This is a genomic window from Paraflavitalea pollutisoli (genome assembly GCF_029360705.1).
In the GTDB taxonomy this organism is placed as follows: Bacteria; Bacteroidota; Bacteroidia; order Chitinophagales; family Chitinophagaceae; genus Paraflavitalea; species Paraflavitalea pollutisoli.
Genome location: NZ_JARKMX010000008.1, coordinates 2096533 through 2113200 on the forward strand (window position 1 = coordinate 2096533; position 16668 = coordinate 2113200).

Consider the following 16668-nt stretch of genomic DNA (forward strand, 5'->3'; position numbering starts at 1 on the left):
TGCTGACAATGAAAAAGAAACTATCTATTTCGCTATACATACTGGCTGGTCTTACCACCGCCGGTCTCTTCGCCGGTTGCAAGAAGACGGAAGACTTCCTGATGTTGCGTAACCGCGAAGGTCTCGATGCGCAGATCTGGGAAACAGAGGGCGCTATTCAGTACTACCTGAATGAAACCTACCATGTGGTGATGCCGGAGTTCTTTTACAATTACACGGCCAACAATTTCAACATCCACATGGGCAGTGATGAGAACTGGGCCTCTGCTACGGAAGCCAATATCCAGAAACTGTTCAACTTCAATGGCGCACTGGTGGCCAATGATGCCCGCTGGCTGGGCGGCAAGTACCAGGGCACCAATCCGGGCGATAACAAGTACTTTGATATCGCGCGTTGCAATACGGCGATCGTCAACCTGCCCAAGAGCAAGACCATTCCCGAGGCCAACAAGAAGCGTATACTCGGACAGTTTTATGGCCTCCGTGCCATGAGCTATTTTGGCCTTACCAAAACCTATGGTGGCATGCCGCTGGTATTGGAGCCACAGAGTCCGGGTAACCTGACCGTGGGTGGCCGGGTGAAAGCCAAGGTGATGATGGAGCAGATCATCAAAGATTATGACTCCGCCATCGTGATGCTGGAAGGCGTGAAATGGGCAGATGCTACCGAACGTGGCAAACTCAACAAAGTGGGTGTGATGGCCCTGAAAGCGAAAGCCCTGTTGTTTTGGGCCAGTGCGCAATTCAATCCCGGCAATGACGCGGCCCGGTGGCAAACGGCCCACGAGGCCAACAAAGCAGCCTACCAGGCTTGTAAGGATGCCGGCCATGCGCTGATGCCCGACTATGGCAAGATCTTCCAGGTTGAAGGTCCTGCCAATACCGAAGCGATCATCGTACGTTCTTATTCGGATAAGGTGGAAAAGCGGGGCCATGGTGTGGAAGCCCGCAGCCGGCCAGCTTCTGAGAACGGGCAGGTCAACGACTGGTACTATGCTACCACTCGCATGATCGATGCCTACCTGATGAAGGATGGCCAGCCAGCGGTGGCCTCCAACACCGCTTATGACCCTGAAATGTTCTGGCTGAACCGCGATCCCCGCTTTGAGGCCACCATCGCCTACAATGGCAGCGTATGGCCGCTGAGTGGCAATGCGACCCGCCGCCAGTGGACGTATGTAAATGCCATCAACGAATCGGGTAACCGCTCATTTTACTGTAAACGTTTCTCCAGCCCCAACCTGCCTTTTGGCCAGGTACGTGTGGCGAGCGATATCGGTGGCAGCGGCATGGACTGGATCGAGCTGCGCTTTGCCGAGGTGATGCTGAACTACGCCGAAACGGCCAATGAGACCGGCGACCTGGCTATGGCCAAGTCACTGGTACGCGATATCCGCAAACGTGCCGGCATTATCGAAGGCAGCCTGGATTATGGATTGGCCCTGGCCAATGACAAAGACCAGATGCGCGCGTTACTCGCCAATGAGCGCATGGTGGAATTTGCTTTTGAAGGCAAGCGCAACGATGACCTACGCAGAACCCGCAAGATGCATGAGCTGACCGGCACACTCGCCACCTACCAGATCTCGGTGATCGACGATGCCAAGCGAAAATTCCTGGAGACCGTCAACCCCAACCTCGGTGGCAAAATGAACCGTGACACGCTGGATATGACCAACAAGGCTTCTGTCAAAGCTTTCTTCAAGTATCCTATCCCAACGGTGACCATTGCCAACAACGGGCCATTCGCGATGCCGCAGTATTATTATTTCTTTGGGCTCTCCAACCAATTCATGAACTCGAGCCCGTTGCTGGAGCAAACGATTGGCTGGGATGGCGGCACGTTTGATCCGCTCAACTAGTGCCCCTTAAAAAAATTCTTGCATTCAAATGACGCTTTTTATGAGACACTATATTATCAGGACATTGGCTATGGTGATCGCCTGCTGCGGTTTGCTGGTATCCTGCAAGAAGGACGCGCAGAACGTGTTCAACATGTTTGACGTGACCCTCGACCTGCATGGCGAAAAAACCAATGCTGCCAAAGAGTTCAACCAGGTGAATCCCAACGACGAACTGGTGATCGACTTCACCATCAAGTCACCCAATAAAGACATGTACATGGTGTGTATCTGGCGGGCTGGCCAGGGCACGCCCGGCATCCGCATCCCCATTAACGATGCTGACAAACGCCGCTCCTATTCAGACGCCATTACCATCAAGGCCGACCAGGGTGTGGGTACCACTACTTACCGGGTGTGGGCGCTGGACAAGGATGGCGTATACCTGGGGGATGGTGAAAAACAGATCGTACTGGAGATCAAATCCGACTTCAAGTATGTGACCAACCGGAACGTATATTTCCCCGATACAGCTACTAAAAAGATGGCCTCCTTTTTCTCACTCAGTAAGGGCGCTGCTTACAACTACGGGGATGCTACGGCTATTTCGGCCGATATCGATTTCGGTATTTACCGCAAACCCGTTTACAACCCGACAACCGGTGCATTCACGGGTTGGATGAATGGATTGTATACACCGGCCACCACGCCCAATCCATTTACCCCCTATGATATCAGCAGCTGGACCAAACGCGGTACGTTGTTTTCTGCTGCCACCACCAGTGGCACAGCGACCTTCAACGGGTTCAAGTCAGGCGTGGCCCTGGAGACAGAAGCGAAGAAAAAGACCATCAACCTCACCCATATCAGCACGGGTTATGGTGCAGGATCCTTGTTTTACTTTAAAACACCGGAGGGTAAATATGGCGCCTTGCTGATCAACGCGACCACCTCCAACTTCAATGATGAAGCTTACGTGAACTTCAGTTATAAAGTCGTTTTGTAATCATCCGAACAGTAACAGTTAGCTCAAGGCGCAGTGTCTACTGCGCCTTTTTTATTGGTACCGTGGAGATAGGGCAAAAAAAGCTGCAGGCGGGCCGGTACGATCCCCCTGCTCGCCTGTTGTACATAAACAATCAGCCCCACCGGACGTCAACAACTCGTATATGAAACAGCTATTGATCGTATTGGGCGTCATCACCGTCTGTTGCGCATTCTCCCCGCGCACTACTCCCCTGTCCACGCGTGGCACCGACGAAATGGTAGCCAGCTATTTACAGTTGAAGCAATCGCTGGTGGTATCGGATTCCCTTTCCGCCGGCCAACAGGCCAAATCGCTCAGTGCAGAAACCGATTCATTGCAGGCCGTATTGCAGCCATCAACCAGGTGCAGGACAAGCCGCTTGCGCAAACCATCTATGCAGTAGTAACCAGGATATAGACCTTAGAAAGGTGCTACCGGAGCCAGTCCCTCGGGCTGGCTTCTTTTATGGCGGGAAAGCCGAGTTCAATGCAGGTACCGACGGTTACGGCGGGCATCGACAGGGTGCACTGTATCGCGGCGGCCAGGTCTTTGACGATGGTAAGCCCCAGGCCCGATCGTACGCTGCCTGCTGCCGCTGCCCGTTGTTCATCATCCTGTAACCAGGCCGGATCCAGTCCGGTGCCATTATCGGTGATGGACAGGTAAGGTTGCCCGTTGCGCTCACCAGCCCGCCAAACGATCTGCGGCTGGGCTACAGTGGCTACCGCCCGTACCGCGTTGGTGGTAAGATTGTAGAGGATGGTACGTGCGCAATCTTCGTCGGTCAGTAAAGTGATGTCACCATCGAATTGCAATACGGCCTGCGGCAAGTGGGAAAACTGCGCCTGTAGTTGTTGAAATAAATGAGCGGTGGAGATAGGTGTCAACCGCGGTGTCAATTGTTCCAGTTGGTCTTTACTCCACAACAATACCGTTTCCATGTTTTCCAGCAAGGCTTCTGCCGAATGCGTCAATCGCTGCTCATGTTGTACGACTTGCGCTTCGGTGAGCAGGCCGGGCTCGTTCTTTTTCAACTGCAGAAAACTGACCAGGCTGGCGATCGGTGCCCGCAGGTCGTGGCTCAAGATGGCGAAGAAGCGCGCTTTCACTTTGTTCGCGTTGTCGAGGTCGGTATTCAAACGCTGTAAGGCGGCGTTGGCCGCTTGCCGCTGCCTGCCCTGCCGAAACAAGAGCAACCCGATAATGCCCAACAGCACCACCCCGGCCACCAGGGCCCATACCGTGATGCGCTGGTTGCGCAAGGCGAGCTGGCTAATTTGCAGCTCTGCATTTTTGCGTTCGATGGCTTGCTGGCTGGCCGCTTCGGCGATCTTGTTTTTGGCGTCTTGTGAATAGATGGAATCTTCCATCTCTTTATACGTTCTGTAATTGTAGAAGGCATTTTTGTACTCCCCCCGGTACTCCTGTAATTCAGCCAGTGCACCGGTGAAGAAGGACTGGTTGTCGACATCCCCGGCCTGACTGGCCAGTTGCACGGCAGTATGCAGGTGCTGTGCTGCTTTATCGAGCAGCCGCGGGGCAGATTCGGGCAGGCTGGTAGTATTTGAGCCCGCATTTCGTACGAGATCGAGGTAGGCCACCCCCAGGTTGCCGGTGTTGGTGATGGCTTCGGGATGCAGCGGATTGACCTCGTTCCACAAGGCCTGTGATTTGAGTCGGGCTGCGATCACCGGTCGCAGGTCGGGCCCTACGACCAGGGATTGTGCCGACCAGGCCGTTGCCAGACCCTGTATGTTGCCGGTACTTTCGTACAGGGTTTGCGCCTTGAGGAAGTATTGCCTGGCTGCGGTGGTATCACCGGCACTGTAATGTGTTTTACCCAAAGACATCATCGCGACGGCCAATTCGTCGGGTGTACCGGTCCGTTCGGTGATCTGCAAGGCCTTTTTGCCGTATTCGAGCGCACGGGGGAAGTTCTTCTGCAGGCTGTAGATATTGGCGATATTGGATAGGGTTAGCGCCTGTAAACTATTATCGTGGATGGATTCAGCTACCCGCAGTGCTTTAAAATAGTACTCCGCCGCCTTGCTAAAATCTGCCCGGATATTCTGGGCCGCCGTCCCCATGCTATTGTAGGTATTGGCGGTATTGTATTGATCACCCAAACCGATATGGGTTTGCAGGGCCAGATCGTAGTAATGGACGGCTGAATCGTAGTGCTTCTGGTTGGTATGTATGATGCCCAGGTTGTTTTGAAATACGGCAATGCCTTTGGGCCAACGCATGGCCTGGGCATGTGCCAATCCTTTCACGGCGTATTGTTTTGCTTCCTCCACACTGGTCTGCGACAGTTCAAAGAACAGTTTGTTGTAGAGCCGCGCTTTAACGGTATCGTTGGCCGCCAGCGGAAGGGCGTTGACCAGGGAGTCGACCAGTTTGCGGCCATCCTGTTGAGCAGATGCAGCGAGTTGACCAAGCAGACATATGAGGACGCTTATCGTTTTCATTTCAGTTGCGCGAGATTTTCTTTGTACGCCCTGCCAACCGGCAGACTGGTACCTTTTACAAGAATATCCTGGCTCCCTATCCGCTCTACCCATTGTTTTTGCACGGCAAAGCTTTTGTGCACCCGCAGGAAATTTTGAAAGCCTGGTTCCTGGAGAAGGTTGCCCAATGACGTAAGCACACAATGCTTGTTGTTGCTGGTGACAATACGGGTATAATCCTTCAACGCTTCGAGGTAGATGATCTCGTGCAAGGACAGCTTTACCTGCGCTGTTCCCTCCTTGATGAAGATCGTATCGCCTCCCAGTGTATGATCGAGCAGCTGCGCTTTCTGTCGCAGGGTCATGTACTGTTGCAGGCGTTCCATGGTCATGGCGAAGCGATCGGCCCGCAAGGGTTTTACAATGAAGTCGATGGCAGCGAGTTCAAAACTCTCGACCGCATACTCCGGATACGAAGTAATGAATACACACGCAGGAATACCGGACAACTGCCGGCGCAGTTCCAATCCACTCATACCAGGCATATCTACGTCGAGGAAGGCGATATCGGGTGGGTCTTGTACCATGGCCTGCATGGCCTTCCCTGGATGGTCGTATACACCAGTGACCTGTATAACAGGATATTGCTTCACCAGCGCCACGGTGGTGAGGCGGTCGATCTCGTCATCATCCACGATGATACAGCGTAATGGATTGGTCATCAGGTGCTGCAAATAAAGCTGCAGGTAGCCAAATATAGCGAAAGCTGTTGTTTGTCTATTATAAATGTCGTTCAGCTATCGGCGCTGGCTAGGGGCCCCGGCATAAGCTAGTTTTACCGCATCAACTCCTATTACCATGCAAGTGAAGTTATTTATCCTGCTCGCAGCGCTCGCCTCGCTGGCAGCGTGTAAAAAAGATACACCGCCTGCAACGCCCGCCGACACGGCAAAAAAACCAGGCTCATTCCTCGTCAACTGGGAGTACAATGGCAGTACCTGGGTAAGAAGCGGGTATCTGATGCTCGACCTCGACCATGCCAGCAACAAAGACAAATCATATATGGTGTTTGATCTGGAACCCGCAGGTGGTACCAAGTTCAAGTTTGTGCTGAAGAAAGGGCCACTCCCCATCGATAGCCTCGCCACCAACTGGCCCGCATCGGTTCGCTCAGTAGCATTCGGGTACGGCAATGACATGACGGTGAATGCCGCTATGCGCCTGCAAGCTCAGACCCCGACGAAACCTTACACTTTCCGGTATGATTCCATTCACAAGTTTAGTACTGCCATCTACCTATACAACTACCTGAACAATCCATTGTATGCCGGTACGATGGCGGGTAAAAATCCGCAAGGCCGCGCCAGTGGTTGGGGACCGGATGCTGCCGGGAATGCAAGTCCGCGCGATATCATTTATTATTTCCGGGAATCTGCCTTCTCCGATGTGATTGGTCCCGGCCGGGGTGGCATAGTACTCACCGACCTGGTGAATGGCGTCAACACGGCCAGTACGCTCTGGAAAGAAGTGGATGCTGTGCTGACGTTTTTTGAATCGGCCATCTACCACCACCTCTATTTCGACTTCGACAACTGGCGCTACTTTGTCACCTATGACTGGTGCCCGGCTTCTTATGGTGCGCCCTGTACCAAGGGAGGTGTGCAGGTGGCCGAGTGGAGAAACATGAATGACTTAATGACCTGGCCTGCTGGTTGGGGAAAATAATAACCTCTTAAAAAAACATCCATCATGAAATCAACACTATTTATCCTGCTGGCCCTTGCGCTGGCCAATGGTCTACAAGCGCAGAACCCGGTTGGCAAATGGAAGGTACTCTCACATCAGATCACTTATGAAGGTAAAAGTATGGACATGCATGCAGCCTTATTACAACAACGGCCCTGTGCTGCCAAAGTAGTATGGGAGATCAACGCCGATGGCACCTACCGCCTCAATGCCGCCAACAGTGGCTGCGATGACAGTTACAAACGCATTCAGGAAAAGCTGTATGCCAAAACCAAGTGGAAGCTGGAGGGTAGCAAGTTTACGACCTCAGCCACCAATTTCGCCGTGGGACAATCGTATACGGTAAGCTTCTCGGGCAATAAAATGATCATGACCGGCACCGAGGGGCAGGGTATCATCACGTATCAACGCCTGTAAACATCATTCACCGACATGAAAAGACTATCTATCTTATTGACAGTACTGATGACCAGCGTCGCCGCTTTATCACAGCGATTGATCAATGGCGAATACCTCATCAAGATCAATGACACGGGCCGGTACCTTTCCATTGCCGGTGCAGGCATGACCAATGGCGCCCGACTGATACAATGGGACAAAGGATATGACAACCATTTTCGTTTTATCCTCACCCACCTGGGCAATGATGTGTATACCCTGCAATCACGGCACAGCGGTAAATTTCTCAGTACGGAGGGGGCACCCCGGCCTGGGGCCAAACTCATCCAGTGGGACTGGGTAAACCAGGACAACCAGAAATGGGTGATCGTACCGGTGAAAGGCAGCCGGGGATATGCCATGAGTGCGTACACCGGCGGCCTAAAGGTGGTGATCCAGCATTTCAATTCGCTGGTAACACCCGCCAATGGCGCATATAGCTACCTGCAAGGCGACCCTTATTTCAGAACGATGATCCTCGACTTCAAGAAAAACGAAGCCAACTAATGCCCTACCCTGCCGGATCAATCATCAAAAAACAACAACATGAAATCGACTATTCTTACAGTTCTCTGCGGCCTGCTGCTCAACTGCCTGGCTTTGCAGGCCCAGAAAGAGATTACCCTTAAACGCATCCAGGTAGGACCCCACCAGCAGGAATACAAGCTGGCCAAGATCGGACACTATTTTGTACTGAATGGCGACATCATCATGGCAGATGATTTTCCCAACACGAGAAGCTACGTGCGCATGGATCCACAAACTTTCGCACTCAACTTATGGCCACAGGGGTATATCCCCATTGCCATCAGTCCGGATGTGATCAAGTGGGATATGTACAAGACCGTGCTGAAGGCATTGGAGTCGATGCAGCAACAAACCCACCTGCGTTTCAGACCACGTACAACCGAAGCCGATTACATCAAACTGGAGATGTACCTGGACGATCCGCTTATTGGCGGCCTTTCTGCCGTCGGTCGCCAGGGAGGCGAGCAACTATTGTTCCTCAACAAAAACCAACCAGAAGCCGTTGTCATTCACGAAATGTTACATGCCCTGGGCTTTTGGCACGAGCAGAGCCGTAGTGACCGCAACACCTATGTACGGGTAAATACGGACAAGGTGGCGAAAGGCTATGAAGATAATTTTCAAATGGAACCGGGATTGGCCCTGGGCGCTTACGACTATCAATCGATCATGCATTACCCCGCAGATGCCTTTGCAGCCACTAGTGGTGTACCGACCATTCAATGCAAGAACGGCGACGTGATCAGCAACTGCCCACTGGGCGGTGCCAAACTTTCTCCCAAAGACATCGAGGGACTGAACAAGCTTTTTGCCGGCAGTCAATCTTATGCAAAACTCAACCTCACCCAAGCGTTTAACATCCCCCTCACACAGGTATCGGGCAAGATCATCGAGAACGGCGTGTACCGCATCAAAGTAAGGAGCACGGCGAAGTACCTAGACATCAAAGACATCAGCAAGAATAATGGCGCCATCCTACAGCAGTGGGATCAGTTTACGGCCGACAACCAAAAATTCGCCATCACCTCGGTGGGCAATCAGCTGTACGAGATCAAGGCCATGCACAGTGGCCGTTACCTGAGTGTAGACAGGGCCAGTCTCGACAACCTGGCCACCATCATTCAATGGGATTACGCCAACCAGGACAACCAGCGGTTCTATATCCTGTACGCCGAAAACGTAGACGGGTATGTGATCCAGGGAAGGCAGAGTGGTAAATACTGGGGATTGCTGGGGCTTAACAATGGTGGCGTGATCATTCAGCAGGAAAAAGCTTTGCAGGTATTTTCTTTTGAGCGGTTAGGAAATATTCCCTTGTCAGTGTCGCCCCATGCGGGCGAGCAAATACCCTCCAGCCTACCACGCCGGGGAGGAGGTGTGATCATACGAAAAAAGCAACCATAGGTACTACCTGCAACGCCAACGGGGTGCTCCACATCGTGGTGCACCCCGTTGGTCACTACAAAGAGCACATGAGAAAAGCTATTTTGCGTTGGGCTTCACGTTGATATAGTACATCGCTTCGATGGCTGCTTTATCAAACAGGGCCGCCTGACCATCTTTCAGGGTGATGTTTTGCCACTGGTCGTTGGGCTTGATCTTTACACTTGCCTCTTTGCCGTTAAGGGCGAGCGGCAGGTTGAAGCCGGCTATGCAATTGGCGTAGCGGTAATAGACCTGCTTGTTGTCATCACTGAAATAATATTCAAAGCTTGGTATCTGCGTGGTGCGCAGGTATTGATCGAATACTTTGCTGTAGTCGAACTTCGCCTGCTTCGATACGTATTGTTCAACCTGCGAGGAGTTGACCGTTTTGTGGTAGAATGTCTTATTGAGACCGCGCAAAATGCCGCGGAACTGCTCGTCGTTGTCGATGCTGTGGCGAATGGCATGCAACAGGTTGCCACCTTTGGGATACATATCACCACTACCTTGCGCGTTGACATTGTATGCCGGGATGATGGTCTTGTCATTGCGGATGCCTTTGCGAATGCCGTGGTTGTATTGGTTGGCTGCTTCCTTGCCGAAGATATAGTCGATGAAGAGGGTTTCGCTGTAATTGGTAAATCCTTCATGCACCCACATATCGGCGAGGTCGTTGGTGGTGATGTTGTTGCCAAACCACTCGTGGCCGCTTTCGTGTATGATGATGAAATCCCATTTCATGCCCCAGCCGGTGCCAGAGCCATCGCGACCGCGGTAACCGGGCTTGAACCAGTTGCCATAAGATACGGCACTTTGGTGTTCCATACCGGTGTTGGAGGTTTCGACGAGTTTGTAGCCATCCTCATAGAAGGGATAGTGGCCAAACCAATGCTCGAACGCCTTCAGCATGTTGTTGACTTCTTTTGGCATATAGGCCTTGCCTTTTGCCAGGTTGTAGTCGAGTACCCAGTAGTTGACGTCGAGGTTGCCTTTTTCACCTTTATAAGTTTCTCCCCAGTTCACGTATTTACCGATATACGGGATGATACAATAGTTGCTGATAGGATTGACCACCGCCCACTTCCAGGAAGTGGTTCCATCGCCATTGGCTTGTTTGGATTGCAGTCGGCCCATCGAAATGGCGACGAGCGTGTCGGGCACCGTCATGGTGAGACTAGCCCCTTTATCGGGCTCATCGCTCTGGTGGTCTTTACAAGGGTACCAAATGGAAGCCCCGAGCCCCTGGCAGGTGACGGTCATCCAGGGACGGCCGAGCGAGTCTGTGGTCCAGGTCCAGCCTCCATCCCATGGCGGGCGCACGGCTTCATGGGCCTTGCCCTGGAAGTAGATGGCTACGGTATTGGTGGCATTCTTTTTCTGCTGGGGGGTATTGATGTACCATACCGTTCCTTCTTTAGCGAAGGTCAGCGGGGTCGTTTTGTTGAAAATAACACTGTCGATAACCAGTGGCTCGCGCATATCGATCTGCATGCGGGTGGATGGGCCTACCACTTTAAAGGTGATGAGGTTGGAGCCACTGATCGTTTTGGTATTGTAATCGGGTTTTACTGCCAGGTCGTAGCGCTGGATATCCCACCAGGTACGTTCGGGGGTGAGGGTGCCGCGCAAGGTGTCGGCGAGGGTAAATGATTTCGATTGGGCGCCGGCGAATAACGTCAGCAGGGATGCGCCGGCAACGGCGAGCAGTTTTCTTGTCAGCATGCCCAAATTTACCGGAGTGGCGGGAGAAGTGGCATCGCCAATTTAACCGGTTCTGTACGGAAATTGACGAGTGGATGAGTGGTGAGGGGCGGCAAAGTTGTGCCGGGGGCTTTTAATTATCAATTGCTTCTGTTATATTTACCCTATATCCAATATCCATGTATCCTGAAAGCCACGCCACCGACGGCGGTCAATTACCCTCCGATCTTGAAAAGGAGATCCTGCAGGTCCTGAAACGGGATGGCAAGATCCACGCCATCAAATCTTACAAGGAACTTACTGGTCTTAGTCTGAAGGAGTCCAAAGACACGGTAGAAGCCATTGCCAAGAAATACAACGTCAAAACCGAACACCCGAAGGGATGCGCCGGTGTACTGGCCCTGGGGCTGGTGATACTGGTGATTGTGTGGTTGGCGGTGATGCCGTGAGGGACGTCAGCCCCATCTATTAAGCCGGGCCGGGCATTCATTAAGTGCGCCTGGCAGCGACCATTCCCCTTCCCCATCTTCGTGGTCTATTAACAACAAGACCATGAAAAAGAACCTGATTATCGCGTTATTCCTGCTCACCGGCAGCATAGGCTTTGCACAGACTGAAGTACGTATAGGCCCCAAGGTAGGCGTAAACATTTCCTCCTTTGCGCCCAGCCCCCATGCCGAGATCCAAACCCTCGTAGGCTACCAGGCTGGCGGGGTGGCTAGCTTTTCTCTTAGCAAACTCTTATCCGTACAACCCGAACTGTTTTATTCCGCGGAAGGCGCCACATCGCCCGGCATGAAGTATTCGCTCAATTACCTGCGCCTGCCTCTGCTGATCCACCTGCAACATGCCAGTGGCTTCTATGCACAAGCCGGTCCTCAGGCAGGCTATCTGCTGAGCGGTAAATCGAAAGACAAACTACTGGACAAGCAATATGAACTGAAGGGATTGATGGGTCATTTCGAAACTTCATTCGTGGTTGGTCTCGGCTACCGGCTGCAGCAAGGCTTCGGGTTCGACCTCCGGTATGCGGCCGGGCTATCGCGTCTGCAGGCTGATTCGGAAGTGAAACTGCAAACTGTTACCGCTGGTATTCATTACCTATTGCCCACCCATTAACAAGGACGATTCATCATAGGACGGCAAAGCCCGGCAACGATGGCCGGGCTTGTTATTTGTCTTTATAGCTATCGTGAGCGTGAACTGCCAGGTTGTTATTCTGGTAACATGTTCGGCCTCGCAGGCCCTGCCTAGCATTTTTTAAAACTTTCGGTGCTGATAAGGCATTCCCTTACCTTCCTCGCAATACAGCTTGAGGCTGTACAGAAAGAAACCCCAATTGTAGTTACAGCTACGGAAAAAGTCGGTCACCTCGCGCCAGTGCATATGCTTCAAAGTGATGGCGGTCTTAGTACCCTTGTCTTCCAGTTCAAAACTGATAATAGTCCTAACCCATTCCGGATCGGAGGCAACCACTTCCCAGACTACTTTTTTGCCGGGCACCAGTTCAATGATCTTCATCCGGTCGGTATCTGTACCAAAGGTAAATTCGTTGATCGCTCCTACATCCTGGTACACCTGTAGCTCAGTCGTCCATACGGCTCCTAAGCCTTTACGCGTTGTCAGTGCTTCATAAACCTGCTGCGCCGGTACTTTAATGGTTAACAGGTGCTCGATATTTGCCATGTCTTATTTTATTATACTGTCTATAGAACAAATCCGGGCACAAGATAATAGCCGGGATGTACAAGACCAATTCTGATCAAACAAATCGCATGCCATCGACCATCCAGTTGAACACATTTCATCGTTCGCCGTAACTTTGCGCTGTATGATACCGGACATTACCTATCGCATAGCATCCACTGCATCCGAATTTGAAGACGGAAAGCTACTCTTCCGGGAGTATGTCGACTCGCTCGACTTCGAATTGTCGTTCCAGGACTTTGCCGGCGAGCTGGCCATCATCGACCAGCAATTCAACCGGCCCACCGGTGCTTTGCTGTTGGCTTATCATGAAGGCACCCCGATCGGCTGCTCGGGCGTACGCCGGATCGACTCTCCAACGGCTGAACTGAAACGCATGTACGTACGTGACGCCTACAAAGGGCAACGCGTCGGCGTACAATTGCTGGAACGTTCTATACAGGCTGCCCGTGATCTGGGCTACCAAAAGATAAGGCTGGACACCATCGATACCATGACACGTGCATTGGCGCTGTACCGCTCGTTTGGTTTTTACGAGATCCCGGCTTACCGGTTCAATCCGCTCGAGGGCGCGGTTTATATGGAGAAGGATTTGACGCACCCGGCGTAACCGGCTTTCCAAGACTTGTGCACCTCATCGTACTGCATAAAGCGCGTTCTTATGCGCTTTCCAATCTGTAGGCCTACCCTTACGTGTATACCTAAAATGCTACGAGGACAACCCAGGGAGCCATCCTCGTAGCCATCTATAAATGATTTCCTCATCAATCGCTGCTTCCTGCCAACCGCAGCATATTCAATAGCAATTGCTGCCCCACGACATTTGCCGTATTTTGCTGGGAGTTGTTGAAGGTATTCATGGCTTCATTTTCACCATCTCCTTCTGCCCGCTTTTCTCCTTTCACACTCCGCAGACAAGACATGATATCCAAGGTGCTGATGATAATTTTACCCCGACCATGTGAAATCACACTTAACGCCGAGTACACCTCCGGCTTGTGATCGGATACGCAGGCGGCGACCGTTTCGCCATTGAACAGCCGTAAACCCAACCTCTTTTTGTTATAGGCCGCAAAACATTGGTATTCCCAATTGAATACACAGTTCTGTGGAAGTCCGTTTAACAACGGATGTTCCTTCACAAAGAAGTTACCACCGTACCAACTTGTGCCTAACTCCTTGCTGCCCCGGTAATCGATCACTTCTTTGCGGCCCAGGAAGGTGGCCCAGCGTTCTACATCGCCGGCGACGATGAGCGTATTTCCTTCATTCACCCATTCCAGTATTTCCGTCACCAGCGGATTGCCTGTCTGCTGTGGTTCAAAACCACCCACCAATAGCCACTTACCTTCGGGACGGCCACTCTTGAATTCCTTGAAGGTATTGATGCCTGTCACGCGCAGGAAGCCTGCCATGACGCCGGTCGTATCTGCCACCATACCCGCCGCCGGCACACCGGCTGTTTGGAGCTTCACGGCAAACAACTGGTCGTCGCCACGAGCCACCACGGTGCTGCCTTTGCGCAGCTCTGCCGTAATGGTGGTATAACCCTCGGCTGGTGGCGCATACCGCAATCCAGCCGATAACAATTCGCCGTAGGTGACACCACCGGTCACATTCACCCCGATCGTCTTTATGGCCGTTCGCTGTCCTTGTGCGTTCACAGCGCTGACCATTAGTTGATGCGGCCCTTTGATATCCTTTTCATTCACGATAAACAGGTCGATGGTCGTACTATCGCCCACCCCCAACACCTTTCGGTTCATTTTCACTGCCACAAACAAAGGCTTGTTATAGCGTGCGATCAACTCCACATCCCCTTTGGGGTTGCGGTAATTGTCTACAATGCCTGAATGGTTTTCCAGCTTCATGCTTTCCCAGCCATTCACCGCATAGCCATCGATGGTATTGCTGATGCGGATGTTCTCGATGGCCCGGCCCTGGTAATAGTATGCCACATTGCCCATGGCTCGGGTCAGCGCATCCACCGAGGGGAAGGCCTTGTAAAAACCGGATGTTTGCAGAAACTGTGCGTACGCGTCATACCATGTCAGGTAATCCGCACTCTCCCACCCAATATCTTTCCCCCTGGATAAGATGTCTTTGCGGATCAGTTCCAGGCGCGGTGGTGTTCCGATGGCCCCTTCCTCGCCGTAATAGATGATCTCATCGGGATGATCGAAATAACGCAGGTATTTGGTAGGATTACTGTACAGGTTGTCATGGTATACGCCCGGACCACCTGCATGGTGCTGATCGAACCAGCCATAATCTTTGAAGGTGGTGCTATAAGGCATCAGGTGGAGTTTGAAACGCGGATCAGGCCCCATCTGTATGGAACCATTGGAAGAGTTGTAGGTGATGATCCGACTTTCGTCCAGCGCGCGGGCTGCCAGCATTTGTGCGCTGTCCTTTGCCTGTGGTTGCGCGCCCCGCTCATTGTGCAGGTTGTAAATCACCAGTGAAGGATGGCTACGGTCGCGCCGGATCATGCGAAACAACTTCTCATTGCGCACGGTGAAATAATAGTCTGCCTGCTTCTTTCCCAGCGCATCGGTCGCGTTAAATCGATCAGCAGGATACTGGTTGCCGCCCGGTTCTTCAAAATACAACAGGCCCAGTTCGTCAGCGGCATCGAGTACATTCTGCTGACCAATGGTACGGTGAAAGTTGAGCATATTCAATCCCAGCTGCTTCGCTACGGACACCTGTTTACGCGCCAGCTCGTCGGAGGGCATGATGCCATTACCTGGCCAGAAGCCCCAGGAGATGGCGGTGCGTAAAACGATACGTTTGCCATTCAAGTAAAACTGCCGGTCGCCTGCGACGTCGCGCACTTCGAACCAGCGAAAGCCAAAGCGACGGCTCATCGAATCGACCGCCTTATGGCTGGACAGTCGTGCCCGCAATACATACAAGTGTGGCGAATCGACGCTCCACAGTTTGGCGTCCGGCAGCTCGACAAACGTCCGGTATAGATTGCTATCCCGCTTTAGCCCTGTCAGTGCATATTGCTCAGCCCATACCCGCTTACGGCTTTTGGCCTCCACCACTTCCAACGCCAGTTGTGCGTTGGTCACGTCGGCCCCGTTCGCTATGCGTACTTCTACGCGTACCTTTTGCGGCGCGGGCATATTGCTTACAAACACATCACTGATGTGCAGTGGATCGGTGGTCACCAGCTTTACACGACCCGTAATACCGCCAAAGCCATGTGTGGGCTGGGTACGGTAATCGCCCCACATAAAGTTTTGCGAATCGCGCCAGTCGAAGTTGCCGTTGGGATCGGTGATGCGGACCGCTATTTCATTCTCTTTGCCGTGTTGCACCGCCTGGGTAATATCTACTTCAAACGGTGTACTGTTGACCAGGTCATAACCCACCAGCTTGCGGTTGACAAACACTTCGGCCCGGAAGCGTACCGACTCAAACTGCAAGGTGATGCGTTGCCCCTTGCGTGTGGCAGGCACCATGACTTTGGTCGTAAACCAGGATACACCGAGATAGTTACCGGCTACCCCAAAGGAATTGCCATTGCGGCCCCAGTAATACTGTTCTACGGTGGCAGGTAATTGTACCGTTTTGCCAGGAGCTTGCTGCAAATGATCCCAGCCACCGGTGGGAAGATTGACCGGTACGGACCGGATATCGACGGGCGGTGCAAATAGCTGGTCATTCTTCCAGCGTGCGGCAGTATCGAGCCATAGCTTCCAGGGATACTGCGTAAGGTCGGTGGTGGTTCTACCGGTTTGGGCAATAGCAGTGATCGCCCAACAAGAGGCGATCACTGTAAGTATCTTTTTCATGG

At 52.5% G+C, this 16668-nt stretch carries 15 protein-coding genes; 10 read left to right on the top strand and 5 right to left on the bottom strand.

All coding sequences use genetic code 11. The features are described 5' to 3' along the window. Positions 1–8 precede the first annotated feature (8 nt). From P2W70_RS22125 to P2W70_RS22135, 3 genes are all read left to right on the top strand, one after another. Entirely contained in the window at positions 9–1862 is a 1854-nt protein-coding gene (locus tag P2W70_RS22125) for a RagB/SusD family nutrient uptake outer membrane protein (RefSeq protein ID WP_276483710.1), read from the top strand. Positions 1863–1902: 40 nt separating this feature from the next. Beyond that, the gene (locus P2W70_RS22130) at positions 1903–2847 is read left to right on the top strand and encodes a hypothetical protein (protein WP_276483711.1); all 945 of its coding nucleotides are present in this window, start codon (positions 1903–1905) and stop codon (positions 2845–2847) included. A 163-nt stretch (positions 2848–3010) separates the two neighbouring features. Then, entirely contained in the window at positions 3011–3271 is a 261-nt protein-coding gene (locus P2W70_RS22135; protein WP_276483712.1) for a hypothetical protein, read from the top strand. Positions 3272–3299: 28 nt separating this feature from the next. Here the strand turns inward: P2W70_RS22135 and P2W70_RS22140 are convergent, their stop codons facing one another. Together P2W70_RS22140 and P2W70_RS22145 are read right to left on the bottom strand one after the other, a co-directional pair. Continuing rightward, on the bottom strand, positions 3300–5336 hold the full coding sequence (locus P2W70_RS22140; protein ID WP_276483713.1) for a tetratricopeptide repeat-containing sensor histidine kinase: 2037 nt from the start codon (positions 5334–5336) through the stop codon (positions 3300–3302). Further along, complete coding sequence (locus P2W70_RS22145; protein WP_276483714.1) at positions 5333–6037, bottom strand: LytR/AlgR family response regulator transcription factor; 705 nt, start codon at positions 6035–6037, stop codon at positions 5333–5335. Before P2W70_RS22145 ends, P2W70_RS22140 begins: the two co-directional genes overlap by 4 nt. 136 nt (positions 6038–6173) lie before the next feature. Between P2W70_RS22145 and P2W70_RS22150 the strand changes: the two genes are divergently transcribed. From P2W70_RS22150 to P2W70_RS22165, 4 genes are read left to right on the top strand one after another with little or no spacing between them, the layout of a single operon-like run. Next, the gene (locus tag P2W70_RS22150; RefSeq protein ID WP_276483715.1) at positions 6174–7040 is read left to right on the top strand and encodes a hypothetical protein; all 867 of its coding nucleotides are present in this window, start codon (positions 6174–6176) and stop codon (positions 7038–7040) included. A 24-nt stretch (positions 7041–7064) separates the two neighbouring features. Continuing rightward, a complete protein-coding gene (locus P2W70_RS22155) occupies positions 7065–7478 on the top strand; it encodes a lipocalin-like domain-containing protein (protein ID WP_276483716.1) in 414 nt (137 codons plus the stop codon). 15 nt (positions 7479–7493) lie between these two features. Further along, complete coding sequence (locus P2W70_RS22160) at positions 7494–8006, top strand: RICIN domain-containing protein (protein ID WP_276483717.1); 513 nt, start codon at positions 7494–7496, stop codon at positions 8004–8006. A gap of 39 nt (positions 8007–8045) precedes the next feature. Next, complete coding sequence (locus P2W70_RS22165; protein ID WP_276483718.1) at positions 8046–9431, top strand: M12 family metallopeptidase; 1386 nt, start codon at positions 8046–8048, stop codon at positions 9429–9431. Between the two features lie 78 nt (positions 9432–9509). On the opposite strand, the gene P2W70_RS22170 is transcribed toward P2W70_RS22165, so the two are convergent. Next, positions 9510–11174 (bottom strand): M1 family metallopeptidase, encoded by a 1665-nt coding sequence (locus P2W70_RS22170; protein WP_276483719.1) that lies wholly within the window; start codon positions 11172–11174, stop codon positions 9510–9512. A gap of 158 nt (positions 11175–11332) precedes the next feature. Between P2W70_RS22170 and P2W70_RS22175 the strand changes: the two genes are divergently transcribed. Further along, positions 11333–11602: a ribosomal protein L7/L12 gene (locus tag P2W70_RS22175; RefSeq protein WP_276483720.1), complete on the top strand. Its 270-nt coding sequence runs from the start codon at positions 11333–11335 to the stop codon at positions 11600–11602. Positions 11603–11705: 103 nt separating this feature from the next. Next, positions 11706–12272, top strand: coding sequence for a porin family protein (locus tag P2W70_RS22180; RefSeq protein ID WP_276483721.1), 567 nt, complete (start codon positions 11706–11708; stop codon positions 12270–12272). A gap of 141 nt (positions 12273–12413) precedes the next feature. On the opposite strand, the gene P2W70_RS22185 is transcribed toward P2W70_RS22180, so the two are convergent. Further along, the gene (locus tag P2W70_RS22185) at positions 12414–12839 is read right to left on the bottom strand and encodes an SRPBCC family protein (RefSeq protein WP_276483722.1); all 426 of its coding nucleotides are present in this window, start codon (positions 12837–12839) and stop codon (positions 12414–12416) included. Between the two features lie 145 nt (positions 12840–12984). Here P2W70_RS22185 and P2W70_RS22190 point away from each other — a divergent pair, with 145 nt between their 5' ends. Then, positions 12985–13470: a GNAT family N-acetyltransferase gene (locus P2W70_RS22190; protein ID WP_276483723.1), complete on the top strand. Its 486-nt coding sequence runs from the start codon at positions 12985–12987 to the stop codon at positions 13468–13470. A 154-nt stretch (positions 13471–13624) separates the two neighbouring features. Here P2W70_RS22190 and P2W70_RS22195 read toward each other — a convergent pair whose 3' ends face one another. Further along, positions 13625–16666: a glycoside hydrolase family 2 protein gene (locus tag P2W70_RS22195; RefSeq protein ID WP_276483724.1), complete on the bottom strand. Its 3042-nt coding sequence runs from the start codon at positions 16664–16666 to the stop codon at positions 13625–13627. Positions 16667–16668: the final 2 nt, after the last annotated feature.